Here is a 26,238-nt window from a genome sequence, read left to right on the forward strand (position 1 = left end):
GACACTAAAAAGTGTTAATATAAAAAGTAGAGGACTTTAAGTAAAAATTTTAAAAATTCGAATCAATACACTTAAATAAAGTGTAAGATTAAACGTTATCAGCGATTTATTGAAGTTTAATCAGCGAATCAACTCCACTTATCAGCAAATCTAAAAACAACCATTTTTTTAAAAGGAGTTACCATGACAAATCAAAATGAAACAGGCTGGAATTTTGACAATAGCTACGCCCGACTGCCGGAAATATTTTTTACAAATCAAAATCTAAACCCTGTACGCTCACCAAATTTGATTATTCTCAATAGTCCTTTAGCGGCATCATTAGGATTGACCGTTGAGAAACTTCAATCTGAAGATGGCATTGCCGTCCTTGCCGGTAACCGAATTCCTGAGGGGGGTTCTCCTCTTGCACAAGCATATGCCGGACATCAATTTGGCCATTTTACAATGTTAGGGGATGGCCGGGCACTTTTGCTAGGTGAGCAAATTACTCCTCAAGGAGAGCGCTTTGATCTTCAGCTCAAGGGTTCAGGCAGGACGAGATATTCCCGCGGTGGTGATGGTCGTGCAGCACTTGGTCCAATGCTCCGTGAATATATTATTAGCGAGGCAATGCATGCGCTTGGGATTCCGACTACCCGCAGTTTAGCAGTGGTGGAAACGGGTGAGGCAATTGCCCGTGAAACCTACCTCCCAGGGGCTATCTTGACCCGTGTGGCTTTCAGTCATATCCGTGTCGGCACTTTTCAATATGCGGCAAAATGGGGAACAGTTGAAGAACTTCGAACCCTTGCTGACTATACAATAAAACGCCATTACCTTGATATTGATGCGGATGGAAATCGTTACCTTTCCTTGCTCCAAGAAGTAATTAAGCGTCAGGCAGCGCTTGTCGCAAAATGGCAGCTGGTTGGTTTTATCCACGGTGTGATGAACACTGACAACATGGCGATTAGTGGAGAAACCATTGATTACGGTCCTTGCGCCTTTATGGATACGTATGACCCTGAAACAGTGTTCAGTTCTATCGATGTTCAAGGACGCTATGCCTATGGCAATCAGCCGTACATAGCGGGTTGGAATCTAGCAAGATTTGCTGAAACTTTATTGCCATTGCTGCATGATGACCAAGAAAAGGCAGTAAAAATTGCACAGGATGCTATTTCCGGTTATATGGAAAAGTATCAGAAGAATTGGCTCGCGGGGATGAGAGCAAAGTTGGGGATCTTTAACGAAGAGGAAGAGGATGCCACCCTTGTGGAAGATCTCCTCAACATGATGCAGAAATATCGTGCGGACTATACGAATACGTTCCGAGCATTAACTATCGATAAGATAGAGGTTACATCGCTCAATGGAAATCTGGAATTTATGCAGTGGCATGAAAAATGGCAGGCAAGACTAGGGAGACAGGAGAATTCCAATGAATCTTCTCAAAAGTTAATGCGGAACAGCAATCCTGCAGTTATCCCTCGGAATCACCGGGTAGAAGAAGCACTCGATGCAGCGGTAAATGAGGGAGATTTAAGTGTGATGGAAAAACTGCTTAATGTTCTTTCTAAACCATTTGCGCATTCTTCTGAACAAGAAGAGTATTGCACATTGCCAGCACCATCAAACCTTCCTTATCGGACTTTCTGTGGTACATGATTGAATTAATTGGGAAGGTTTAAATAAAATGTTAATTCAAAAGCTGCTCAAATTTGCTGAGTAGCTTTTTTGAAACGATTTTAACAAATTTTATCTAGAGTAGCTCTTACATGACTTTTGTAATATTTTACAATTTTGTGAAAGGCATAAGAAGACTTGAACATTCTATAAATTGGAATGTTATAATGAACTAGTATTCTTTTTGAATTCTATTCATATTTTAACTTCATTTGATTCACCTCGATTTCATCCGGATTTTCCCTTCTTTTGATCATTCTCGCATTTTTCTTTTTATCTACATTTTCACTTATTACAGTTAAGGAGCTTCCTATGGACACTAGAACAAAATGGAATACAAAACATCAAGAACGCCTTAATCAAATAGACGTGCCCACGCCAAATCCAAGATTAAAAAATCTATTTCCCTATCTTCTTGGAGGTACGGCGCTTGATCTTGCCTGTGGTCTTGGTGGAAACAGCTTGTTACTGGAACGTTTGAACTATCAAGTCCAAGCAGTTGACATATCTGAGGTTGCGATCAACTTTCTTCAAGAACGTGCATCAAAAGAAAATCTCAACATCATGCCACGAGTATGCGATTTGACGGAATGGAACAATCTTAGTTGGGAGGACAACTCCTTTGATTTAGTGGTAATTAGCTATTATTTAGATAGATCTCTTTTTCCAATTTTAAAGAACATCATAAAAGAAGAAGGTTTTTTGTTCATGGAAACCTATTATTTAAACTCGAAGAACGAGAATCAGGGTGTCTCTCATCAATATAAACTGCAGTCACAAGAACTTCTCAACGAATTACGAGACTGGCAAGTGCTCTTTTTTGAAGAAAATGAACAAGAGGGACGGCAAACCATCTTTGCCAAAAATGTAAATGGAGAGATAAAACATGACCCTATATCGGAATGATTCTATTTCTGTAGAGGATTTTTTTAAAATTCGAGAATATTCAGAGGAACTATTAGAATATATTGACGGATTTGTCTATATTTCGCCATCACCTACAACGAAACATCAACGGTTATCAAGAAAACTTCTTATCAAATTGGATAATTTCTTGGGAGGAAAGCCTTGTGAGGTATTTCATGCTCCATTTGATATTGAATTAAAAAAGGAAAACGTGGAAGGAACGAAAATTGTTATCCCGGATCTAATTGTTTTATGTGACAAAAGTGGTTTTACAGAAGCACGCTATATTGGGGTTCCAGATCTTATAGTGGAAATCCTAAGCCCTTCCAATCAATCCCATGATTTAATTACAAAATTAAATCTTTATATGAATTATGGTGTCAAAGAGTATTGGATTGTCAATCCGATGCTGAATTCTGTAACGGTTTATTCTCTTAATAGTGAAGGTATGTATGACCAGCATGATTTGAAAACTGAGAGCGGAACAGTGACATCGAAATTTTTAGACGGTTTAAGTGTGGATTTAAAAGATCTATTTCATTGAAGGGATTGGTTAGCATGATGGAGATGAAAGAAACTGTTGATAAGGTTATTGAGTTTGCCCAGTCAGAAACGAATACCAAAAGTTTTCGGCCGGATTATCCTGTTTCTGAGGAGTTAAGGGAAAGTATGATGGATACATTTAGCGATTTTATGTACTTTACGCTCGATGCCTATTTCAATGAGGTTGCTCCCATTTTAGAGGAATACGTAGAAGAACTTAAAACGAGGGAAGAGAAAAAAGATATCTTATTACATAATTTATTTTGGTGGCGAATCTTGTATGATGCCATTTACAATTATAGTGAAAGCTGCATTGCAGAATATTTGGCTGAAAAGAACCATGAGTTGGACAGTCGTGCTGTTATTGTATCGTGGTTAAAGGAATCTTGGAAGGCAAGCCCTAAATTCTATTATGTAGGCTATAAATTTAATGATCGTTTCTTTGTTGTTGTTGATATTTTAACAGAAAAAACAATTGATGTCCTTGTATGTGACCCGCTTGCAACCCCGCCGAAAAATGGGGAAATTGTCATGGGGACGTTAATACCGTTAGGGAACGGTTTACATGCCCCAATTGTTGATTTTTACCATTTTGATTATAAAGCAAGAATCGAAATAGTCAGGCATTTACACTATTATTATAATAGATATTCAAAAAATTTGACTCCACACGAAACTTTTCTTCATGTACTTTCCGCTATGTTGCAAATTGAGAGACTTATCTTCATAGAAACTCAAGAAAAAATACCTCCAAAATAATTCTTCTATTCCATAAAACTTTTTTATTTATTTTGAGAATTGATCCTTCCATTTAAAATCATCGGAAATTTATCGATGGTTTTTTAGGATAATATATCTATTTTGAGAAAATTTTGCTAAAAAAATCCTTGGAAAACTTGATATAGGGTGATTGATAGTCTATTATAAAAATTAATATCTTTTTTATTACAAACTCTTTTGTGAAATAAAGGGAATAAGTTTTTTATAAAATTGAATAGTAATAGGAAAAGGTGCGCTAAAACAGCGCTTAAAAGGGAAGTACGGTTAGAATCCGTCACGGTACCCGCCACTGTTATGAGGAGTTTCATTGCAATTGTCACTGAATAATTTCGGGAAGACGTAATGAAACGATGAACCTGAGTCAGGAGACCTGCCTTGTCCTATTTGTTTCATGAAACCTACGGGAAAATAGGTAGTAGTGCTTAAAATACGAACAGTTTGCATTTTTGTGTGTATTTGCCTGCACCCCTATTTTCATAGGGGTGTTTTTTTTTCAAAAAAACAAAAGGAGAGTGTTATATGACGACCTGGAATTTAAACGGGACGAAACACCATGTACTCATTTGTAACGGCAGCAGCTGCATGAGAAAAGGGGGTGAAGAAGCAACACAGGCCATTCGCAACGAGATTACCAATTTAGATTTAGACTCATTCATACATACAACCAGAACAAGATGCAACGGCAGATGCAAGGATGCTCCTGTAGCGATTGTCTATCCGGACGGAACCTGGTACAAGGATGTAACACCGGAAGTAGGTAGCAAAATTGTCCAGCAGCACCTACTAGGGGGAACTAGGTTGCAAAATAACATTATTTATCAATTTGACGGGGAAGTCTTTAAACAAACCGAAAATACGGACTGTGTGGAAGGAATAATTAAGCCTGTAAAAAAGCCGGTCCAATAAGCTAGGGATAAAGATTTCTGGTTATTTGGACCTTGGAAGGAGGACAATCAGGATGATAGGAAAACTGTTGGTCATCGGATTTGGACCGGGAGACGCTAAACATATCACCGAACGTGCAAAAGAAGCCCTACAGGAAAGCGACATTATTATCGGATATAAAACCTATGTAGATTTAATTAAGGGATTACTTTCAGGGCAGCAAATCATTAGCACGGGAATGACAGAAGAGGTCAGCCGGGCCCAGGAAGCAGTCAAACAGGCAGAGCAGGGAAAGAAAGTTGCTGTGATTTCAAGCGGAGATGCCGGTGTTTATGGAATGGCAGGCCTTGTTTATGAAGTTTTGGTAGAAAAAGGGTGGAAAAAGGATTCAGGGGTGGAAGTAGAAGTAATTCCCGGCATTTCCGCCATCAATTCCTGTGCGGCCTTATTGGGAGCACCGATCATGCATGATGCCTGCACTATTAGTTTAAGTGACCATTTAACACCGTGGGAATTAATCGAAAAAAGAATCGAAGCCGCAGCCCAAGCTGATTTTGTGATTGCCCTATACAATCCAAAAAGCGGAAGAAGAACAAGACAAATTGTCGAAGCACAAAAGATTCTCTTAAAATATCGGTCTCCTGAAACGCCGGTAGGTTTAGTGAAAAGTGCATACCGTGACAGTCAAAATATTGTCATGACCAATTTACAAGATATGCTTGACCATGAAATTGGGATGTTAACAACGGTAATTATTGGAAATTCTTCTACCTTTTTCTATGATGACCTAATGATTACGCCGCGCGGTTATCAACGAAAATATACGTTAAATCAGGCAGTCCAGCCGTTGAAACCGCATCAGCGTTTGCAAAAAGAAGCCGAACCATGGGCGTTGGAACAAATAGATGATGTAAAACCAATTAGGAATGATGACGCTGTTCAGGCTTCCAAGGAGACTGCAAAACAACTGGCAGAGGAAGCACTGCAAATGATTACTGGCGCAGGTGAGGGCTTTTCCCATATTGTTAAACAGCCCATCCAGACCATTTTTGAACTGGCGGTAAGTCCGGGTGTGGCAAATAAAAAGTTCACCCCAAAACAGATGCTTACTCTCTCAGAAGTTGTAGGGGAAGAAGGTGTGATGGAATATACGCAGGATCATTATATAAAACTGCAGATTGTAACCTCACAGCCAGATGAAATTGTGCAGAAATTAGAAGAAGCCAATTTTATAATTTCTCCGATTGGTGACGTTTTATCTGTAAAAGCCTGCGATTTTTGTGATGGAGAAAAGAAAGATTCGATTTCCTATGCCGAAGAACTGCATGAAAGGCTTGGTGGAATGGAACTCCCAAAAGAATTAAAAATTGGAGTGAACGGCTGCGGCATGGCGTGCTATGGAGCGGTGAAAGAGGATATTGGCCTAGTATACCGCAAAGGTGCCTTTGATTTATTTTTAGGGGCAAAGACAGCCGGAAGAAGTGCCCATTCCGGCCAAATTGTCGCGGAAGGAATTGCACCTGAGAAAATCGTCGGACTCGTTGAGGGGATTGTTCAAGAATACAAGGAAAAGGCCTATCCAAACGAGCGCTTCTATAAATTCTTTAAACGGGTAAAGCAGGTTAAAGGCTTCATCTATCAAGATATTACTCCGAAAATCAAAATTGAAGCAGCCGTGTGCGGAGAATAAATATAGTGGTCCATCTTTAAACAAAGGGGAGGAAATAGTTTGAAAGCAATATTATTTGTGGGTCATGGTAGTAAGGATCGCGAAGGGAATGATCAGGTCCGTCAATTCATTGAAGCGATGAGAAAGAATTGGGACGAGTCCATCCTCGTTCAGACGAGTTTTTTGGAATTTGAAAAACCAACCGTAAATCAGGGAATCGATGTATGTGTCGAAAAAGGAGCCGACCATATTTCGGTTATTCCGATTATGCTTTTGCAAGCCGGACATTCAAAAATTCATATTCCAGCGGCGATCGATGAGGCAAAAATAAAATATCCAGAAGTACAGTTTACCTATGGCCGGCCAATCGGCGTTCATGAGGAAACGTTTGAAATTTTAAAAACAAGATTAATCGAAATCGGCGAGAATCAGGATCAACCTGATCCTGATACGGCTGTTCTATTGTTAGGACGAGGCGGAAGCGACCCGGATGCGAATAGTGATTTATACAAGATTGCCAGATTACTATGGGAAAAAACAAACTACAAAATTGTTGAACCAGCTTTCATGGGGGTGACAAATCCTCTTGTAAACGAAGGAATTGAGCGGTGCTTAAAGCTTGGTGCAAAAAAAGTGATTATTTTGCCCTACTTTTTGTTTACAGGAATTTTGATTAAACGATTAGAAGAGATGATGCTGCCATTCGAACATCAATATCCAGCTATTAAATTCAAATTGGCAGGCTATTTTGGCTATCACCCTAAATTGCAAACCATCCTGGCAGAACGTGTTGAAGAAGCCCTTCAGGGTGAGGTGAAAATGAACTGCGATACCTGCCAATACCGTCTGGATGCAATGGAACATGTTCATCATCATCATCATGACCATGGCCATGGCCATCACCATCACGGACATGACCACCATCATGACGATCACGGCCATCACCATGAACACGAAGTGCACAAGGCAGGGGAACGAGGATGATTTTAGTCTTAGCTGGTACAAGTGATGCTCGGGCACTGGCTTTAGAAATATTGGAAGAGGGATATAGCCTCCTGGCTACGGTTGTAACGGATAATGCTGCAAATGAACTTCGGGAATCAGGCATTCCTGTCCAAACTGGAAGATTAACGGACGATGAAATGGTGAGTTTGATTGAAACAAAAGGAATTCAAGCGGTCGTCGATGCGAGTCATCCTTTTGCGGAAGAAGCATCGAAAAATGCAATAAGCGCAGCCCAAAAAGCAGGAGTTCCCTATATTCGATACGAGCGTGAGTCGCAAACCTTTCATTACGAAAAGATGAAGGTTGTAGAAAGCTACGAGGAAGCAGCAGACATCGCTGCTGCCAAAAAAGGGGTGGTGATGCTGACCACAGGAAGCAAAACGCTCCGGATTTTTACAGAAAAATTATTGGGAAAACCGGATATCCGTTTAATCGCCCGAATGCTGCCACGGATTGATAATATGGAAAAATGCGAACAATTCGGTCTGCCTCAAAAAAATATTGTCGCCATCCAAGGCCCATTTACCAAGGAGTTTGACCAAGCGCTTTATAAACAATATGGCGTAACCTTAATGATTACGAAAGAGAGCGGCAAGGTGGGTTCGGTCGATGAAAAGGTTGAAGCGGCAAAGGAACTTGGAATTGAGGTTATCATGATAGGACGTCCGAAAATTAATTACGGAAAGGTGTATTCGAATTTTTCCGATGTAGTAAAGGAATTACATAAAACGGTGGTTCCGCAAATGACCAAGTGAAAAAAGACATATATTTTAACAGAGGAGTGAAGGAAATGGATTTTCGTACAGAATTTAAACCATTAACGATACAGCCGGAGCAAATTGAAGGAAGAAGCTTTGAAATGATTAATGAAGAAATTGGGGAGCATTCCTTTACGGCGGAGCAGTATCCAATTGTACAGAGGATTATTCATGCATCCGCTGATTTTGAATTGGGAAAAAGCGTCCTTTTTCATCCGGATGCCATCCAAGCGGGAATACGGGCGATTCGCAGCGGTAAAAAAGTCGTTGCTGATGTTCAAATGATTCAAAGCGGGGCGAATAAAGCAAGAATTGAAAAATACGGAGGAGAAATACAAGTTTATATTTCCGATCCGGATGTAGTCCAAGAGGCGAAACGATTAAATACAACTAGAGCAATTATCTCGATGAGAAAAGCGGTGAAGGAAGTGGATGGAGGTATCTATGCAATTGGGAACGCACCGACTGCATTGCTTGAACTGATCCGCCTGGTTAAAGAAGGGGAGGCGAAACCAGATCTAGTGATTGGGCTGCCGGTCGGCTTTGTGTCCGCGGCTGAATCGAAAGAAGAATTAGCCAAGCTCGACATCCCATTTATCACCAATATTGGCCGAAAGGGCGGAAGTACCGTTACGGTTGCTGCCTTAAATGCGATTTCTATTCTTGCAGACCGGGTGTAGACCATGCAGGAAGTACCAAAAGGAAAACTGCGTGAAGGCTATACGACAGGGGCTTGCGCAACGGCAGCAACAAAGGCCGCACTGACGGCATTAATTACAGGGGAACCACAATCTGAGTCAACTATCTATTTGCCTGTTAAGCGATTCGCTACCTTTCAAACTGAAAGCTGTGAAGTCAATGAAGAGAAGGCAACGGCAAGCATCATAAAGGATGCGGGAGACGATCCGGATGCAACGCACGGAGCATTAATTATTTCAACTGTTTCATGGTCTGAGGAGCCAGGAATCATCTTAGACGGTGGTGTCGGGGTTGGCCGAGTCACAAAGGATGGTTTGCCAGTTCCTGTCGGAGAGGCGGCCATCAACCCCGTCCCTCGAAAAATGATCTGCAAGACAGCAGAAGGGGTTTTAAGCGATTTTGGCATCAAAAAAGGGATAAAAATTGTGATTTCAGTACCAGCCGGCGAAGAAATTGCCCAAAAAACGCTGAACGGACGCTTGGGTATTATTGGAGGAATATCAATCCTTGGTACACGAGGTATTGTCGTTCCCTTTTCAACAGCAGCTTATAAGGCAAGTATTATTCAGGCAATCAGCGTGGCACGGGCAAGCGGATGTGAGCATCTTGTCATTACTACTGGCGGCCGAAGTGAAAAATGTGCCATCAAACAATTTCCGGAACTCTCCGAGGAAGCTTTTGTCGAGATGGGCGACTTTGTTGGTTTTACACTGAAACAGTGTAAAAAGCAAGGTGTGAAAAGAGTTTCAATGGTCGGAATGATGGGGAAATTTTCAAAAGTTGCGATGGGGACGATGATGGTTCATTCGAAAAGTGCCCCTATTAATTTTGAGTTTTTAGCAGAAGTAGCCAGTAATGCAGGCGCAGATGCTACTTTGATAGAGGAAATTAAACAGGCAAATACCGCTTCCCAGGTAGGTGACATGATGGCTGCCCGTGGCTATTCTTCATTTTTTGAACAACTGAGTCGTAATTGCTGTCTCGCCGCGCTAAAGGAAGTGGACGGCGGGATTGCGGTAGACACCTCCTTATATACGATGAAGGGGGAGTTTTTAGGAAAGGCGGAAGTAATGGATGACATCGATTAAAATGATCGGTATTGGGGATGAAGGGAAATTAAGCCTGCTTCCCATGTATGAAAAGTGGATTGATGAGAGTGATATTTTAGTAGGAGGAAAGCGCCACCTTTCCTTTTTTTCGGAATATCAGGGAGAAAAAATCGTGATTGAGGGGGGGCTTTCATCGCTTGTAGACCGTTTGAAATCAGAGACTAAAAACGTTGTTATTTTGGCATCCGGTGATCCATTGTTTTATGGAATCGGCGGCTACTTATCTTCTAAAATCGATTTGGAAATTTATCCTCATTTAAGCTCTGTTCAGCTTGCGTTTGCTAAAATGGGAGAAAGATGGCAGGATGCTTACTTTACAAGTGTTCATGGAAGAAGCATGAAAGGGCTGGCACAGCGGATTGACGGGAAGGAAAAAGTCGCAATCTTAACGGATATGGACAATTCACCGAACAAAATTGCACAGTATTTGCTCTCCTTTGAGATGAATGAATATCAGGCGTTTGTCGGAGAGAACCTTGGTGGCCAAAATGAAAGATGCCGCTGGTTTAGCTTGGAGGAAATGCAGGATGCTGAGTTTACACCGCTAAATGTCATGGTTTTAAAGAAAACAGGTAAAACTCCACAATGGTCCATCGGTATAAACGATGAAGAATTTTTTCAACGAAAGCCGGATAAAGGATTAATCACTAAAAAAGAGATTCGGACTTTAAGCATCAGTGCCCTTCATTTAAAAGAGGACAGTATTGTTTGGGATATTGGTACCTGTACCGGTTCGGTTGCGATTGAAGCAGCTAAAATCGCCAGGGAAGGACAAATCTTTGCGATAGAGAAAAACGAAGGAGATTTGGAAAACTGCAAACAAAATCTAGTTAAGTTTCGTGTCGATGCAACGCTCTTCCAGGGGAAGGCCCCTGAAGGTTTAGACACGTTCCTAGATCCGGATGCGGTATTTATCGGTGGAACGGCTGGGGGGATGGGAGAAATCCTTGATATTTGCTGCAGCCGCCTTCGAGCGGACGGGCACATCGTCCTGAATGCCGTGACCATTGAAAATCTATCAGAAGCCATGTCGGCATTCAAGGAGCGGGGATTTGATACAGCGATTACGCTTGCACAAATTTCAAGAAGTAAGCCAATCTTGAATCTTACCAGATTTGATGCCTTAAATCCTATCTATATTATTGAAGCATGGCGCCAGGAAGGGGAATAAAGATGCTTGGTACACTATACGGCTTAGGTGTTGGCCCGGGAGACCCGGAGCTCATCACCGTGAAGGCATTTCGAAAATTAAAGGAATCATCTGTCATTGCCTATCCAAAAAAACAAAAAGGCAGCAAAAGCTATGCACACCGCATCATCGATGTTTATTTTCAGCCTCATGAAAAGGAAATGCTGGGGCTTGTGTTTCCAATGACAAAAGATGCAGCTACTCTGGAAAGAAAATGGGGCGAAACCGTGGAAAGTGTATGGGAGAAGCTCCAGGAAGGAAAAGATGTAGCCTTTGTAACAGAGGGTGATCCGCTTTTATATAGTACCTTCATTCATATGATGCGGTTAATGCAAGAGACTCATCCCGAAGTACCGATTGAAGTCGTACCGGGGATTTCTTCGATAAACGGAGCTGCTTCAAGGCTCGGCATTCCTTTAGCAGATGGGGATGAGCATGTGGCAATCGTTCCGGCCCGTGATGACTATGAAACAATGAAAAAAGTTATCGAGGACAATGATTGTGTTATTTTTATTAAAGTAGCAAAAGTAATCGATCTAATGCTTGAGGTATTACGAGATTTGGACTTAGTTCACAAAGCCTCCGTTGTCACAAAGGTAACATCAAATGAAGAGATTATTTGGCGGGCTGATGAGCTTGAAGGAGCAGAGCTTGAATACTTAACATTAATGGTGGTGAGAAAATGAAGCTATACATCATTGGGGCAGGCCCCGGAGACCCGGATTTAATCACAGTAAAAGGACTTCAACACCTTCAGGAAGCAGATGTGGTTCTATATGCGGATTCGCTTGTCAATGAAGAATTAATTGCCAAAGCGAAACCTTCTGCAGAAGTGATGAAAACGGCAGGCATGCATTTAGAGGAAATGGTTGAGATCATGGTGAGTCAAATTCAACAAGGGAAAAAGGTGGTTCGCGTTCACACAGGGGACCCTGCTGTGTATGGTGCCATTATGGAGCAAATGGTTCTTTTGAAACAGAAAGGAATTGACGTGGAGATTGTTCCCGGTGTCAGCTCCGTTTTTGCAGCGGCGGCTGCGGCGCAGGCCGAATTGACGATCCCTGATTTAACGCAAACCCTCATTTTAACAAGGGCCGAGGGCAGGACGCCTGTACCTGAACGTGAGAAGCTTGCCGATTTGGCAAAACATCATTGTACGATTGCGCTTTTCTTAAGTGCGACCTTAACTAAAAAACTGGTAAAAGAACTAACAGAGGCTGGTTGGAGCAAGGATACTCCAGTTGCTGTCGTATATAAAGCATCGTGGCCGGATGAAAAAATTGTCCGGACTACATTGGAACGTTTAGATGAAGATATGCGGACAAACGGGATTCGAAAACAGGCAATGATTTTAGCGGGTTGGGCACTTGATGAAAACATCCATGACCAAAATTACCGTTCGAAGCTCTACGATAAAACCTTTACGCACGGATTCCGCCGGGGGGTGGAGTCTTCATGATTGAGCTTCAGGAAGAAAAAATGGCTGCAATTGTGCAGAAGGGCGATTATGCGATTGTTGCCATCACGAAGCATGGAGTGGAACTGGCCCGAAAGCTTGGGTCTTCTTTTCAACATGCAGATGTCTACTATATGGGCAAATTTGAAAAAGGGGATGAAGCGGCGAAGGGCATTCAAATGTTTACCGGAAGTGTCCGCCTGCTGCTGCCTTCCCTTTTTGAAGCTTATAAGGGTCTGATCATTATTATTTCCCTCGGTGCCGTTGTCCGGATGATTGCGCCGCTGTTAAAGGATAAGAAAACCGATCCTGGAGTTGTTGTCATTGACGATAAAGGCGAACATGTCATCAGCGTTCTTTCAGGGCACATCGGGGGAGCCAATGAATTGACGAAAGAAGTTGCTGCGGCTTTAAACGCACGGCCAGTCATTACTACCGCTTCCGATGTGCAGGGGACGATTCCGGTTGATTTATTTGGAAAGCGTTTTGGTTGGGTATGGGATTCCGCAGAAAAGCTGACCCCTGTTAGTGCTGCAGTCGTGAATGAAGAAAAAATTGCAGTTGTACAAGAGTCGGGGGAAAAAGAATGGTGGGATTATGGACCTTCGATTCCGGATAATATTAAGTTATATGATTCCATTCCGGAAGCATTGGCAGCCAAACCGGACGCTGCTCTGGTCATTACCCATCGGAAGCTTTCGAAAGAAGAAGCGGTTATTTTACATAATGGAGTGTTATATCGCCCAAAGGTAATTGTCCTTGGGATCGGCTGCAATCGGGGGACAGCTTCTGAGGAAATTGAAGCGGTTATCGAGGCAACCTTGGAGGAATTACGTTTTTCCAAGAAAAGTGTCAAAGCCATTTGCACCATTGATATAAAAAAAGATGAAGCAGGATTGCTTGAAGTCGTGAATAAAAACAATTGGGAGTTTATTTATTTTACACCCACAGAGCTGAATTCAGTTAAAATTGAAACGCCTTCAGATACGGTTTTTAAATATACAGGTGCTTATGGAGTAAGTGAACCAGCAGCAATTCTTTATAGCGGAGCAAAAAAATTGGAGCTTGTCAAAAAGAAATCAGGAAATGTGACAATCTCAGTTGCCATCATTCCAAATTAATTATTGTGGGAGGGGATTTCATGTCAAGTCGTAGACTTGTCATTGCCGGTACAGGCAGCGGGGTTGGAAAAACAACCTTAACCATCGGGCTGATGTCGGCATTAAAGAAAAAGGGTTACACCGTTCAGGGGTTTAAATGCGGTCCCGATTATATTGATCCGACATACCATACGGCAGTTACCGGGAGAATATCCAGGAATATTGACAGCTGGATGCTGGACCACGAATTGGTAAAGGAAATTATGATCCGGGCAAGTGAGAGGGCGGATATATCCATTATAGAAGGTGTAATGGGCTTCTATGACGGTAAAAACCCAATGAATAATAGCGGTTCGACTGCAGAAATCAGTATCATTACGAAAAGTCCGGTGGTGCTGGTGGTCAATTGTTCCAGTATGGCCCGAAGTGCTGCTGCGATTGTAAAGGGATTCCAGGTATTTTTAGAAGAAGCCAATATTGTCGGTGTGATTGCCAATCGCGTTGGCAGTGAAGGGCATTTTAAACTTGTTAAAACGGCAATTGAACAAGAATGCGGCATACCGGTCCTTGGGTATTTGCAAAAGGATTCAGATCTTGCCATTCCTGAGCGGCATCTTGGCTTGATTCCCTCAGTGGAACGGGGCGAACTGGATTCATTTTTTAATCAGCTTGGCGACCTGGTTCTTGAAACCATCGATGTGGACGCCCTTTTTGAAGTAGCGAAAGCTTCGCCCTTAGAAATAAAAGAATCGCAGTTTATGAGCAGGGAAAGGAATAAAGTACGAATTGCCGTTGCAAGAGATGCGGCGTTTAATTTTTATTATCAGGAAAACCTTGAATTGTTAGAAGCATTCGGTGCGGAGCTTATTGAATTTTCTCCGCTAAAGGGTGAAACGGTTCCTGACAATGTAGACGGCTTATATATCGGCGGCGGTTTTCCAGAAGAATTTGCAGCCGTGCTCCAAGAAAAAACAGAGGTCAATCAATCGATTCGGGCAGCGATTGAAAAAGAAACGCCAACATTGGCGGAGTGCGGCGGCTTTATGTATTTAACGGAATCGATTGAAACAACGGATGGAAAAAATTATGAAATGGTCGGAATGATCCCGGGCAAGGTAAAAATGCAAACGAATCTTGCTGCCTTAGGGTATCGGGAAATCACACCAGAAGAAGGAAATTTCTTATTAGAGGGGAATTTGACCGCCAGGGGCCATGAGTTTCATTATTCCACCTTTCAGCCTACAACGGAAATTCAGCATGCTTATCAAACAAAGGGAATGCGCGGCTTTAAACAAGAAGGGTATATGAACGGGAATTTAATTGCCGGTTATACTCATTTTCATTTTGGCTCATGTCCTCATCTTGTGGAAAACTGGATTAAGAAATGTAAGGAGTTTCAAAACAGGAGGATCCCACAATGAATGACATGTTTTCCAAGATTGAGCCATTAGATCAAGAAATGGGTCGAAAGGTCCGTGAATATATTGATACCTTGACGAAACCAACGGGAAGTTTAGGAAGATTAGAAGAATTGGCCGTTCTTTTGGCAGAAATGACCTCAGAGTCTTTTCCAGTAGTTTCGCCGCCAGGGGTGATTGTGTTTGCCGCTGACCACGGTATAGTCGATGAAGGAGTATCCGCTTTTCCGCAGGAAGTTACCGTGCAAATGGTAATGAACTTTCTAAACAGCGGCGCCGCTATCAATGTCTTTAGCAGACAAATCGGCGCAGCCTTTGAAGTAGTGGATATTGGAGTTGCAGCGGATATCGAGGCAGAAGGGGTAATAAATCGAAAAGTACGGTATGGCACAGCGAATTTTTGCAAACAGGACGCAATGACGAGAGAAGAAGTTCAAAAAGCGATTGCAGTTGGTTTTGAAAGAGCCGAAAATATGATTCACCAAGGCAGCAAATGTCTAATCCTTGGAGAAATGGGAATAGGCAATACGACTCCGAGCAGTGCAATTTTAGCTGTATTGAGCGGCCAAGATGTCAGTGGTCTTGTCGGCAGGGGAACGGGAATTGCTGCCGAAAAGATTCTCCATAAGCAAGAGGTCATTGAAAAAGCTTTAAAAGAAAGAAAACCTGACCGGAATGACCCCATCGATATCTTGGCAAAAGTGGGCGGATTGGAAATTGCGGGCATGACAGGTGCGATGTTAGCAGCAGCGGCAAATCGGGTTCCTATTCTACTAGATGGTTTTATATGTACAATATCAGCACTAATGGCAAAGGAGATTTGCAGTACAGCTAGTGATTATATGATTGCCGGACATCGTTCCGTCGAACCTGGACACAAAACAGCCCTTCAATTATTAGGAAAGGAACAGATACTTGATTTGGATTTACGTTTAGGCGAAGGAAGCGGTGCGGCAGTTGCCTTTCCGATTTTACAATCGGCTACTTTGATGCTGAAAGAAATGGCCACTTTTACATCTGCCGGAATTTCAAAAGAATAATGGGGAGATAGGATATGACAAATGGAAAAGTGTACCTTGTTGGTGCAGGACCGGGAGACCCTAAGCTGATTACTGTTTATGGGATGGAGTGCATCCAAAAAGCGGATGTCATTTTATATGACCGCTTAGTGAATGAGGCCCTGCTGCAATATGCAAAAGAGGGGGCAGAGCTGATTTTTTGCGGAAAGCTTCCTGGAAAACATCAAATTATTCAGGATCAAATTCACGAGCTCTTGATAGAAAAAGCATCCCAAGGAAAGATTGTTACCAGATTAAAGGGGGGCGATCCATGTATATTTGGCCGTGTGGGGGAAGAAGCGGAAGTTTTAGCTAATCACCAAATCCAATACGAAATTGTGCCGGGAATTACTTCTGGAATCGCTGCTCCTGCCTATGCAGGGATTCCTGTTACCCATCGTGATTTTGCGTCATCGTTCGCGATTGTTACAGGTCACGGCCGGGCTGAAAAGGAAGAAGACCATTTGAATTGGTCCGCGCTTGCCCACGGAATCGATACAATTGCCTTTTATATGGGGATTGGGAATTTAAATTATATTTGTTCTCAATTAATCGAACATGGAAAAAACCCTCTCACTCCTGCAGCCATTATTCAATGGGGAACAACGGCACAGCAAAAAACGATAACCGGAAACTTAGTCAATATAGAGGAGCTTGCTGAAAAAGCGGGCATTACTCATCCAGCCATTGTTTTGGTTGGTGAAGTTGTTAAGATTCGGGAAAAAATAAAATGGTTTCAGGAACGGGAAGACAAAATCGGAGTGAGCATAGGGAGGGAGTAGCATGTCCATCATTGCAGAAATCAAAAATCGGCGGGCGATTCGTGATTATGCCGAGAGAGATGTCGAAGATGAAAAAATAAACACTTTATTAGATGCCGCAACATGGGCTCCAAATGATCGAATGAGAGAACCATGGAGCTTTTATGTAATAAAAGGAGAAGCCAAAAAACGCTACGAAATTTTGGCTTCTGAATATTTACAGGAGCGCTTTCCAACCAAACCCCATTTAGTAGAAAGTTCCTTAAAAGTCCTGAAAACCACACCTGTTCACATTGTGGCTGCGGCCGATATCGTACCAGGCGATGAGGAGGCAACACGGGACAACGAATACGCTGTATGCTGTGCCATTCATTCGATGTGGCTTGCTGCAAGAGAATTGGGATTGGGTTTTGTTTGGAGGACAAGAGGGGTAGGACTAGTAGGAGATCATCGCATGTATGACTTCATTGGCTCACCGGAAAACAAAAAAATAATCGGAAATCTTTTTATTGGGTATCCGGATGATCAAGCAATAATCAAATTGCCGGCTCGAACCCCCTATCAACAGAAAACAATCTGGCTGTAAAAGGAAGAATTAGTAGAATAAGTACATAGGAGTTTTCTAAATGAGAATAGGAAAGGGAAGCTGTCACGGAACATTCGGAGAACTCCTGCAGGGAATAATCGATGAAAAACCAATATTAATCACGTTTCCTATCCCGCAATTGAAAAGTGAGGCTGTTTTTATCCCAAATCCCGCCGCGCCTGAAATGAGGGTGGCAGATTTAAAAGTAAAAGCATTGAAAGCGGGAGAATTGCTGACTCAACAGTTTGGGTTGCCAAGCGGCGGCCGCCTCGAGATTCGTTCCAATATTCCAGAAGGCAAAGGAATGGCCAGCAGTTCTGCTGATGTAATAGCAGCCATAAAGGCCATTGCAGATAGTTACTCACTCCCTTTAACGAAAGAAATAATTTCTGCTATATCAGTGAGAATCGAGCCAACTGATGGAGTGATGTACGATGAAGTGGTCGCCTATGACTATATTCATGGTGAACTGCTTGAAAGCTTTGGGACACTGCCTCCGTTCATTTTACTTGGGATCGATCTTGGAGGGGGCGTCGATACCATTCAATTTAATCAATTTGAAAAAGGATATAATCAGCACGATCGAGAGTGTTTTTTAGAAGCGTATGAATGGATACGGGAGGGTTTCAAGCTCAAGAATATATCGTTGATTTGTAAGGGAGCGACCATCAGTGCCCGTGTGAATCAAAAAGTCATGTCAAAACCTTTTTTAAATGAATTTATTGATCTTGCCGATGCTTTTCAAGGCGGGGTTGTTGTCGCCCATAGTGGAACGGTAATGGGGATTTTACTAGATGGGAATATCCTGAACCGAAATGAGGTTATTTTACATTTAACGAGGAAAATTTCTGAAATGGTTAAAAACTCAAATATAAAGGTCTTTAATTTTATATCAGAGGTGGAGGAGTATCCATGCAAAAGGAAGACAAAAATGCCATTTATAATGTGATCTTTAAAAGAAGAGATGTTCGCAGTTTTCTTCCTGACCCTATTTCTCCCGAGATCATCGATCGTGTGCTAACAGCAGCACATCATGCCCCATCAGTAGGATTTATGCAGCCATGGAATTTTATCTTAGTAAGTTCAGGTGAAATAAAAGAAAGGCTTGCCTGGGCGGCAGAAAAAGAGCGAAAAGCATTGGCCATACACTATGAGGAAGAACGTGCGGAGCAATTTTTAAGTTTAAAGGTTGAAGGGATAAAACAAGCGCCATTGACCATTTGTGTCACATGTGATCCTACACGAGGCGGATCTCATGTATTAGGAAGAAACTCAATACCAGAAACGGATATTCTTTCCGTTGCGTGTGCCATTCAAAATATGTGGCTTGCGACATGTGCGGAAGGATTGGCGATGGGGTGGGTCAGTTTTTATAAAAAAAGTGATGTAAGAGATATCCTGCAAATTCCTCCGCATATTGATCCAATTGCCTTAATTTCGATTGGCTACACAAATGAATACCCTTCCTCTCCAATACTAGAGCAAGTCAATTGGGAAAAAAGACGCACGCTTCAGCAACTAATTTTTCATGAGACATGGGGAAAATAAAGAAACCATCTTAGGAGGAAAATATGGAGACCTTTTCATTAATTCTATTAGTATTTGTGCTGGGCCTCCGGCATGGATTAGATGCCGACCACCTGGCATGTATTGATGGATTAACACGATATAATTTGCGGATGAATAGTCCGATTGCCCGCTGGGTGGGGACACTGTTTTCTTTTGGGCATGGGTTTGTGGTCGCAAGTGTTGCCGTTATTTTAGGCGTTTTTATAAAGGATTTTAAGATCCCGGTTTATGTTGATACATTTGTGACCTGGATTTCGGTATTGTCACTTTTTAGTATTGGTACATTAAATGTCTATAATCTATTGAAGACAAACCCAGAATCGGATAAAAATTTTCAGGTTAGCGGAATAAAAGGGAAGTTTATTCCCCGTGCTGCAAAAGAAACGACCAATCCATTTATCGTCATTCTCATTGGCGGGCTTTTTGCAATGGCTGCAGATACGGTAAGCCAAACATCCATGTGGGCGATTGCTGCCGGAAATTCGGGAAAATATATGCCTATCATACTCGGAATCGTCTTTATGGTCGGCATGATGGTAACCGATACGATCGATTCATTTGTTGCTTTCCGTATGGTAAGTCATTCAACACGGCTAGGACAGTCTGCCTCGAGAATAATGGGATGGATCATTGTGTCTTTGGCCTATGGTGTTTCCTTTTATGAAGCCTTTACCTATTTTTATCCTCGGGCAGAAGTAGATTTTGAAATTGTCGGAGTTATCATTTTCGTTTCCATGGTCATTTGTTTCGGTCTAATCACCTTTAAAGTTAAAAGAAAAGTCAACATTACAATCGATTAGAAAAATAAAACTTGCAGCTAAACGTCTTTTTGGACGAATGCTGCAAGTTTATTTTGTAAGGCTTATTGATTGCTTTTTAAGGCTTCGCAGATAAATACCCGAGTATCGCAGATAATTGATCCAGTAACGCAGATAAATACCTGAGTAACGCAGATAAATATTAAATTATCGCAGATAAATCATTCTTTTAAACTTTTACCCATCCCTTTTAAGAAATGAATACCAAATCCCACGGCCCGATTGATATCCGGGTCATTCAAAGCCTTCATGAGGTCAAACATTTTGACCTTTTTATTACTTTGGACAAAATCAGTTCCCTCATTCATCCCAGCTGCCATACTGCTGACCAGCTTTTTTGTTTGTTCCGGTTTAAAATCGGTAAAGGCCATTGAGGCACTCATAAAGTTATTGATAAAATTTGTCACTGGCTCACGGTTGACTTGATTCAGAGCAATTTCAGCGATTTTTTCTTTAGCCTGGAGCATGGCATTTGCCGAATCCAGGATTCCGGTCTCATGGAGTTCACCAACTAAATTCATGAGGTTATTCAGAGCTGCTTCTTTCTCTGCCAACTGTGCTTGTAAATTCGCGATTTTTTTACTCTCGATTTCTTCTTTTGCAGGAATTTCTTTTTTTATTATCGTAATAGGCTGTGCCAACGTAACGACCTCCTTATTTATCTGTCAAATGAACATACCCAGGACGATTCCATTTACGCTCTACCTCGACTCCGTTTTGAGGGTTGCGTTGTTTATTTCGCGGGTTTGTTTTTGGCAGCGGATTTTTTCCATCTACATTGATAAGCTCCATCTGCACTTTCATTTGTTTATAAGCAGGGGTATTGGTCCGTAAATCGGTTGTCGTTCCAATTAAAAAGTTAATCGCTGAATCCTTATCCGTTGAATTCATCGGCAAGTAAAGTTCATTTGCTTTCACCCGATCGGTAACAAGCGCTGGTAACTTTAAGGCGCCAAATGGTGAGACAAGCCGGACGATGGAGCCATTTTGGACACCTCTTTCTTTAGCTAGCTCCGGCGACACCTCGACAAAAATTTGAGGGACTTTTGCCTGGATTCCAGTTGATTTATTTGTTAAATTTCCTTCATGAAAGTGCTCAAGCATCCGGCCGTTGTTAATGTGCAAATCATATTCATCCGGAAATTGCTCAGGAACAATCCAATCGGATAGCGAGAAGCGAGCCTTTTTATCCGGAAAGTTAAAGCCATCCACATAAAGGAGCGGCGTGCTGACCCCTTCAAGGCTTCCCCATAAGAAGCTGTTCCAGTCCTCAAGGTTCTCATAATTTGCCTGACTGAAAAGAGGGGAGAGGCTCGCCATTTCGGCAAAAATTTCACTTGGATGGTTAAAGTTCCAGCCGGCTCCAAACCGATTGGCAATTTCCTGGATAATCCACCAATCCGGCTTTGATTCGCCAAGCGTCGGCAATACTTGATACAGACGCTGGACCCGCCGTTCGGTATTCGTAAAGGTTCCTTCTTTTTCAAGCGATGGCGCCGCTGGTAAAATAACATCCGCATATTGAGCTGTTCTCGAGAAAAATAGATCCTGGACAACAAAGAAATCAAGGCTGGATAACGCATCATGAACATGATTCGCATTTGCATCCACAAGCGCCATATCTTCGCCAATTAAATACATGGCCTTCATGGAGCCTTGTTTAATGGCCTTTAGCATTTCGATACTGTCAAGACCTGGCACTCCATCAATCATTACACCATATGCCCTTTCAAATTTGGAACGTGCTTGATCGTCGGTTACATGCTGATAACCTGGAAGCCAGCCGGGCAGTGTTCCCATATCACAGGCCCCTTGGACATTATTGTGGCCACGAAGCGGATAGGCGCCGGCACCAGGACGGCGGTAGTTCCCTGTTGCAAGAAGCAGGTTTGAAATGGCAGCGGAGGTTTCGGAACCGCCTTTGTTTTGAGTGACGCCCATGCCCCAAAGAATGCACGTACCGTCAGCATTGCGGATCATTTCCGCTACTTGAATCAGCGATTCTTGAGAAATCCCCGTGATGGTTTCGGCATACTCTAATGTGTATTTTTCAAGGACCGTTTTAAAATCATCAAAAAAATTGACGTTTTCATCGATAAATTTTTGATCATGCCAGCCTTGGTCTATGAGATATTTGGTTACAGCCATCAGCCATACTTGATCCGTGCCTTGTTTTGGGCTGATAAAAATATCCGAACGCTCGGCCATTTCGTTTTTACGCAGGTCTGCCACAATTAACTTTTGGCCGTGAAGCTTATGGGCCCGTTTTACACGAGTGGCTAAGACGGGATGACCTTCAGCCGGGTTGGCACCGACAATGATGACAAGTTCTGCTTTGGCAATATCTTTAATCGTGCCTGCATCCCCGCCCATCCCGACAGTCCGGAATAATCCATCTGTTGCCGGTGACTGGCAGTAGCGGGAACAGTTATCGACATTGTTTGTCTGAAACACTTGACGAGCCAGCTTTTGCATTAAATAATTTTCTTCATTTGTTATTTTGGAAGAAGAGACAAACCCAATAGAGCCAGGTCCATTTTCTTGTTGAATCGCGCCTAATCTGCTTGCAACCAAGGAGAGGGCTTCCTCCCATGTAGCTTCAACAAATTCACCATTTTTCCGGATCAATGGTTTCGTAATCCGCTCCTCGCTATTGACGAAATCCCAGCCGAATTTTCCTTTAATGCAAGTAGAGATAGCATTTACTGGAGCATCATGAGAAGGTTGGACTTTAAGAATTTTCCGGCCTTTTGTCCAAACTTCAAAGGAACAGCCGACACCGCAAAACGTACAAACGGTTTTGGTCTTTTTTGTGCGTGTTTCGCGCATGGCCGCTTCAGCTTCAGAGACAGCTAGAATACCAGAATAACCGGGTTCGACTTCTTTTACTAAATCAATCATCGAAGTGAGCAGGCCTTTGTTCATTCCGCTCATAAATCCAGCTTCGCCGAGTATTGATTTTTCCATTAAAGCATTACATGGACAAATCGTAACGCATTGCCCGCAGCTGACACAGGAGGAATCATTGATCTTTACGCCGTTATCCCAAAGAACCCGAGGCCGCTCTCTTTCCCAATCGATGGAAAGAGTTTCATTTACCTGGAGATTTTGGCATACCTCGACACATTGTCCGCAAGCGATACATTGATTCGGGTCGTAGCGGTAAAAGGGATGCGACATGTCTACCGCATCTGCGTCTTCCTTTGGAGTGTAAGGATATTTTTGGTGCTCGATTTCCATTAATTCCACGGTGTTATGTATTTTACAGTTCCCGTTATTGTTATCACAAACGGTGCAGTATAGAAGGTGGTTTTCCAATAGGCGATCCATCGCTTCTGTTTGTGCGTTTTTCGCGCGCGGTGAAGAGAGTGAAATGTCCATCCCATTTGTAATGGCGGTCGAACAGGAGCGGACGAGCCTTCCATCGACTTCGACGATACAGGTATCGCAGGTTTGGATCGGATCCACCTCTGGAACATAACATACCTGTGGATGGGGGATTTCGTTTTGATTGATGATTTCTAGAATGGTTGCTCCTGGCTTTGCTGTATAGCTTTGGTTATTAATTTTGACGGTAACCATTTTGTCGTTCATGTGTTGGGACCCCCTTGTTTTATAGTTTTCGTTTTTAAAAAAGGTGTTTCAGTGTAAAATTACACCTTAAATTCGGGCTTTTGGATTTTTATCCGCGATTCCAGAGCATTTATCCGCGAATTTATCGAACTTATCCGCGAATCTCGATAATTTATCCGCGTATCTAAGATAATTATCCGCGAATCAAAAAATAATCGATTTTTTTAAACAAAAAACTCCACCACGAACACAGCTGCCTGTTCATTCCAGGCAGTTGGTTGCATGGTGGAGTAGTTTAATAGCAGTCCTTGCAATTAGACCAATCCAATTTTTAATTTAAAAGAAAGACCCCATACAATCCTTATACCGAGTCCATCATCATTAATATTATAATTATAGTGTTTATCATAAAAAATGGCAATATCGAAATTTCTCTCAGGAGGTTTCCCTTTATTTTTATAAACTTATCCTTTACTATTTTAGTAAATGTTTAGAACTACCGGGGGATTGTAAAATGTCAAAAGTGATCCATGAATTCAATGATATTATTCGCAAGCTGCGGAAAGACCTGTTTGGAAAAGGGCCGGAAAGAATTCATACCGTATTTACTGAAAACATGGCGGTTTCAACGCTTTATGGAAATTTAACGCCAACGGAAAAATTTATTTCCCAAACACCGGATGGAGAAGAAATGATTCATATGGCAAGGACAAAAATGGTCCAAAAGGTCTATTCTGAAAATCTTCCCGAAGGCTTGGAAGAAGTGGTCGGGGCTAAATTAATCCATCTTTTTTCAGACATAAAAGTTAAAGAAGATATTGCAGTTTCCGTTTTTGTGTTTGATCAAAACATATCTTCATAGGAGGGAGTGTGTATGAATCTAGTTAAAAATCAACGAGAGATCCTCCAGTTTAAAAATGGACGTTTCACGCAGGTCGCGGACAACGTTGTAACGGAATTTCCCGTTACGATAAAAATAAATGGCGAGGAGTTTGTGACACTTGTATGTACCCCGGAGTATATCGAGGATATGGTGGTTGGTTTTCTTGCATCTGAAGGGGTTCTTCGCCAATATAAAGAGATTGACGACATTTGGATTCAGGAAAAAGAGGGAATTGTTCACATTGAAACTTCAAAAAGTAATCCTTTTTATCAAAAACTTCAAGGAAAGCGCTTTATTACTTCCTGCTGTGGGAATAGCCGTCAAGGATTTGTTTTCGTGAATGATGCGATGACAGCGAAGAAAATGGGTGGCCACTATCATGTAAACGTATCAGTTCACGATTGTTTCCGGTTTATCGAGGAATTGGAGAATGCTGCGATAATTTTTCATGAAACAGGTGGAGCTCATACGGCTGCATTATGTGATACGGATGGGATTGTTTTAAGCCGGACTGATATCGGCAGGCATAATGCTCTGGATAAAATATACGGGTATTGTTTGAAAAATAATATTTCTGTTGCCGATAAATTGATTGTTTTCAGCGGCCGGATCTCTTCGGAAATTTTGTTAAAGGTAGCAAAAATTGGCTGCGAGGTGATTCTGTCGAAATCGGCACCAACGGAACTTGCCCTGGAGTTGGCTGATGACCTCGGCATTACCACAATCGGGTTTATCCGGAATGAGTCGTTGAATGTTTATACCCATCCGGGACGGATTGTTGGAATGAGATGATTTTTAAAAGGACAAAATGAACGGGATTCCTTTTATTGACGTTTTCTATGTCCCTAATAAATTTTGTCCTTAAAAAAGCTAGTTCCTACTGTCTAAGTTTCTTGATAATAAACGCTTCAAGTTTTTCCCACGGAAGAATATTCTTTAAGAATAAGTTTGATTTTACACCTTTCCCAATCGGATACCTTAGTTTAGGCGGCCTTTCCTGAGTAGCAATTTCAGATACCAATTTTGCTACTTCCATTGGGTTTCCATAACCTGTTTTTCCATTATCAATTTCTTTCAAGATGCTTTTCATATAAGTAGCATAAGGGGAATCAGTATCGACCATCAAGTCATCAACACTTGTCCAAATATTCGTTTGATAGGAACCAGGCTCTATTAACGACACATCAATTCCTAAAGGTTTAAGCTCGAGCCTCAAGCTTTCACTATACCCTTCAAGTGCATGCTTTGAGGCTGAATAGGCAGATAACCCGGGGAATCCAAACCTTCCACTCATACTGCTCATATTGATAATTCTTCCTCGGCCATTTGCTCTCATAAACGGAAGAACGGCATTTGTCACAGCAATTAAACCAAAAAAATTGGTTTCAAATTGCTTTCGGTAGTCTTCGATCGAGAGTTCCTCGCTAAATCCCCCAACAGCAAAACCCGCATTGTTAACCAACACATCGACCGATGGCCACTCAGGTAGAAAACTTTTAAACTCATTAATTGACTCAGGTGAAGTCACATCAAGTAGATGGACATGAATGTAATCCACTACCTGCTTTTCTTTTGCCAATTCTAAAAGCTGGTCAGATTTAGTCAAATTCCTCATCGTTGCAATAACCGTAAAACCCCTTAATGCCAATTCGATAACAGTCAACAAACCAAAACCACTCGAGGAACCCGTTACAATTGCCGTTTTTTTCTCCATATTTCTCCTTTATAAAAAAACATTTTATTTTATTAAAATATAACAGAGTTGGATCGCATAGAAAAAAGTATGAATTTATTCATAGTATAGT

The 26,238-nt window shown here is 42.0% G+C and carries 27 protein-coding genes and 1 riboswitch; of the genes, 23 read left to right on the forward strand and 4 right to left on the reverse strand.

Translation table 11 applies throughout. The annotated features are described in order from the left end of the window. Window positions 1–183: 183 nt before the first annotated feature. Complete coding sequence (locus J2Y67_RS10815; RefSeq protein WP_310173780.1) at window positions 184–1,650, forward strand: protein adenylyltransferase SelO; 1,467 nt, start codon at window positions 184–186, stop codon at window positions 1,648–1,650. Between the two features lie 209 nt (window positions 1,651–1,859). On the opposite strand, the gene J2Y67_RS10820 is transcribed toward J2Y67_RS10815, so the two are convergent. Continuing rightward, a complete protein-coding gene (locus J2Y67_RS10820) occupies window positions 1,860–1,988 on the reverse strand; it encodes a hypothetical protein (protein WP_310173782.1) in 129 nt (42 codons plus the stop codon). On the opposite strand from J2Y67_RS10820, the gene J2Y67_RS10825 reads away from it, so the two are divergent. From J2Y67_RS10825 to J2Y67_RS10920, 20 genes are all read left to right on the forward strand, one after another. Next, entirely contained in the window at window positions 1,981–2,574 is a 594-nt protein-coding gene (locus J2Y67_RS10825) for a class I SAM-dependent methyltransferase (RefSeq protein ID WP_310173783.1), read from the forward strand. The genes J2Y67_RS10820 and J2Y67_RS10825 overlap by 8 nt on opposite strands. Further along, entirely contained in the window at window positions 2,555–3,118 is a 564-nt protein-coding gene (locus tag J2Y67_RS10830; RefSeq protein ID WP_310173785.1) for a Uma2 family endonuclease, read from the forward strand. Before J2Y67_RS10825 ends, J2Y67_RS10830 begins: the two co-directional genes overlap by 20 nt. Window positions 3,119–3,132: 14 nt before the next feature. Continuing rightward, window positions 3,133–3,876 carry a hypothetical protein gene (locus J2Y67_RS10835; protein ID WP_310173787.1) on the forward strand — a complete coding sequence of 248 codons (744 nt, stop codon included), beginning with the start codon at window positions 3,133–3,135 and terminating at the stop codon, window positions 3,874–3,876. A 232-nt stretch (window positions 3,877–4,108) separates the two neighbouring features. Further along, window positions 4,109–4,289: riboswitch (cobalamin riboswitch) on the forward strand. A 127-nt stretch (window positions 4,290–4,416) separates the two neighbouring features. Then, window positions 4,417–4,803: a (2Fe-2S) ferredoxin domain-containing protein gene (locus J2Y67_RS10840; protein WP_310173788.1), complete on the forward strand. Its 387-nt coding sequence runs from the start codon at window positions 4,417–4,419 to the stop codon at window positions 4,801–4,803. 52 nt (window positions 4,804–4,855) lie between these two features. Further along, entirely contained in the window at window positions 4,856–6,472 is a 1,617-nt protein-coding gene (gene cobJ, locus J2Y67_RS10845; RefSeq protein WP_310173790.1) for a precorrin-3B C(17)-methyltransferase, read from the forward strand. A gap of 39 nt (window positions 6,473–6,511) precedes the next feature. Beyond that, entirely contained in the window at window positions 6,512–7,435 is a 924-nt protein-coding gene (locus tag J2Y67_RS10850) for a sirohydrochlorin chelatase (protein ID WP_310173793.1), read from the forward strand. Then, the gene (gene cobK, locus J2Y67_RS10855) at window positions 7,432–8,211 is read left to right on the forward strand and encodes a precorrin-6A reductase (protein WP_310173796.1); all 780 of its coding nucleotides are present in this window, start codon (window positions 7,432–7,434) and stop codon (window positions 8,209–8,211) included. Before J2Y67_RS10850 ends, cobK begins: the two co-directional genes overlap by 4 nt. Window positions 8,212–8,246: 35 nt before the next feature. After that, window positions 8,247–8,894: a precorrin-8X methylmutase gene (locus J2Y67_RS10860; RefSeq protein WP_310173799.1), complete on the forward strand. Its 648-nt coding sequence runs from the start codon at window positions 8,247–8,249 to the stop codon at window positions 8,892–8,894. 3 nt (window positions 8,895–8,897) lie between these two features. Then, complete coding sequence (locus J2Y67_RS10865; protein WP_310173801.1) at window positions 8,898–10,001, forward strand: cobalt-precorrin-5B (C(1))-methyltransferase; 1,104 nt, start codon at window positions 8,898–8,900, stop codon at window positions 9,999–10,001. After that, complete coding sequence (cbiE, locus tag J2Y67_RS10870; protein WP_310173803.1) at window positions 9,988–11,193, forward strand: precorrin-6y C5,15-methyltransferase (decarboxylating) subunit CbiE; 1,206 nt, start codon at window positions 9,988–9,990, stop codon at window positions 11,191–11,193. Before J2Y67_RS10865 ends, cbiE begins: the two co-directional genes overlap by 14 nt. A gap of 2 nt (window positions 11,194–11,195) precedes the next feature. Next, complete coding sequence (cobI, locus tag J2Y67_RS10875) at window positions 11,196–11,897, forward strand: precorrin-2 C(20)-methyltransferase (protein WP_310173804.1); 702 nt, start codon at window positions 11,196–11,198, stop codon at window positions 11,895–11,897. Further along, on the forward strand, window positions 11,894–12,670 hold the full coding sequence (cobM, locus tag J2Y67_RS10880) for a precorrin-4 C(11)-methyltransferase (RefSeq protein WP_310173806.1): 777 nt from the start codon (window positions 11,894–11,896) through the stop codon (window positions 12,668–12,670). Before cobI ends, cobM begins: the two co-directional genes overlap by 4 nt. Continuing rightward, a complete protein-coding gene (locus tag J2Y67_RS10885; protein WP_310173809.1) occupies window positions 12,667–13,788 on the forward strand; it encodes a cobalt-precorrin 5A hydrolase in 1,122 nt (373 codons plus the stop codon). Before cobM ends, J2Y67_RS10885 begins: the two co-directional genes overlap by 4 nt. 20 nt (window positions 13,789–13,808) lie before the next feature. Next, entirely contained in the window at window positions 13,809–15,188 is a 1,380-nt protein-coding gene (locus tag J2Y67_RS10890; RefSeq protein ID WP_310173812.1) for a cobyrinate a,c-diamide synthase, read from the forward strand. Between the two features lie 5 nt (window positions 15,189–15,193). Further along, a complete protein-coding gene (gene cobT, locus J2Y67_RS10895) occupies window positions 15,194–16,225 on the forward strand; it encodes a nicotinate-nucleotide--dimethylbenzimidazole phosphoribosyltransferase (protein ID WP_310173981.1) in 1,032 nt (343 codons plus the stop codon). Window positions 16,226–16,239: 14 nt separating this feature from the next. Further along, entirely contained in the window at window positions 16,240–17,025 is a 786-nt protein-coding gene (gene cobA / locus J2Y67_RS10900) for a uroporphyrinogen-III C-methyltransferase (protein ID WP_310173814.1), read from the forward strand. Window position 17,026: 1 nt separating this feature from the next. Next, on the forward strand, window positions 17,027–17,590 hold the full coding sequence (locus J2Y67_RS10905) for a nitroreductase family protein (protein WP_310173816.1): 564 nt from the start codon (window positions 17,027–17,029) through the stop codon (window positions 17,588–17,590). A 40-nt stretch (window positions 17,591–17,630) separates the two neighbouring features. Continuing rightward, window positions 17,631–18,539, forward strand: a complete 909-nt coding sequence (locus J2Y67_RS10910) for a GHMP family kinase ATP-binding protein (RefSeq protein ID WP_310173819.1) — start codon at window positions 17,631–17,633, stop codon at window positions 18,537–18,539. Then, complete coding sequence (gene bluB, locus J2Y67_RS10915) at window positions 18,503–19,138, forward strand: 5,6-dimethylbenzimidazole synthase (RefSeq protein ID WP_310173821.1); 636 nt, start codon at window positions 18,503–18,505, stop codon at window positions 19,136–19,138. Before J2Y67_RS10910 ends, bluB begins: the two co-directional genes overlap by 37 nt. A gap of 23 nt (window positions 19,139–19,161) precedes the next feature. After that, the gene (locus tag J2Y67_RS10920) at window positions 19,162–19,959 is read left to right on the forward strand and encodes a HoxN/HupN/NixA family nickel/cobalt transporter (protein ID WP_310173825.1); all 798 of its coding nucleotides are present in this window, start codon (window positions 19,162–19,164) and stop codon (window positions 19,957–19,959) included. A 179-nt stretch (window positions 19,960–20,138) separates the two neighbouring features. Here the strand turns inward: J2Y67_RS10920 and J2Y67_RS10925 are convergent, their stop codons facing one another. After that, window positions 20,139–20,618, reverse strand: a complete 480-nt coding sequence (locus J2Y67_RS10925; RefSeq protein WP_310173827.1) for a helical membrane plugin domain-containing protein — start codon at window positions 20,616–20,618, stop codon at window positions 20,139–20,141. Between the two features lie 13 nt (window positions 20,619–20,631). Further along, window positions 20,632–23,571 (reverse strand): formate dehydrogenase subunit alpha, encoded by a 2,940-nt coding sequence (gene fdhF, locus J2Y67_RS10930; protein ID WP_310173829.1) that lies wholly within the window; start codon window positions 23,569–23,571, stop codon window positions 20,632–20,634. Window positions 23,572–24,064: 493 nt separating this feature from the next. Here fdhF and J2Y67_RS10935 point away from each other — a divergent pair, with 493 nt between their 5' ends. Together J2Y67_RS10935 and fdhD are read left to right on the forward strand one after the other, a co-directional pair. Beyond that, a complete protein-coding gene (locus J2Y67_RS10935) occupies window positions 24,065–24,412 on the forward strand; it encodes a Na-translocating system protein MpsC family protein (RefSeq protein ID WP_310173831.1) in 348 nt (115 codons plus the stop codon). 12 nt (window positions 24,413–24,424) lie between these two features. Next, a complete protein-coding gene (gene fdhD, locus J2Y67_RS10940; protein WP_310173833.1) occupies window positions 24,425–25,225 on the forward strand; it encodes a formate dehydrogenase accessory sulfurtransferase FdhD in 801 nt (266 codons plus the stop codon). Between the two features lie 85 nt (window positions 25,226–25,310). Here fdhD and J2Y67_RS10945 read toward each other — a convergent pair whose 3' ends face one another. Next, on the reverse strand, window positions 25,311–26,147 hold the full coding sequence (locus J2Y67_RS10945) for an SDR family oxidoreductase (protein ID WP_310173836.1): 837 nt from the start codon (window positions 26,145–26,147) through the stop codon (window positions 25,311–25,313). Window positions 26,148–26,238 lie beyond the last annotated feature (91 nt).

Source organism: Neobacillus niacini (assembly GCF_031456445.1).
In the GTDB taxonomy this organism is placed as follows: Bacteria; Bacillota; Bacilli; order Bacillales; family Cytobacillaceae; genus Neobacillus; species Neobacillus niacini_I.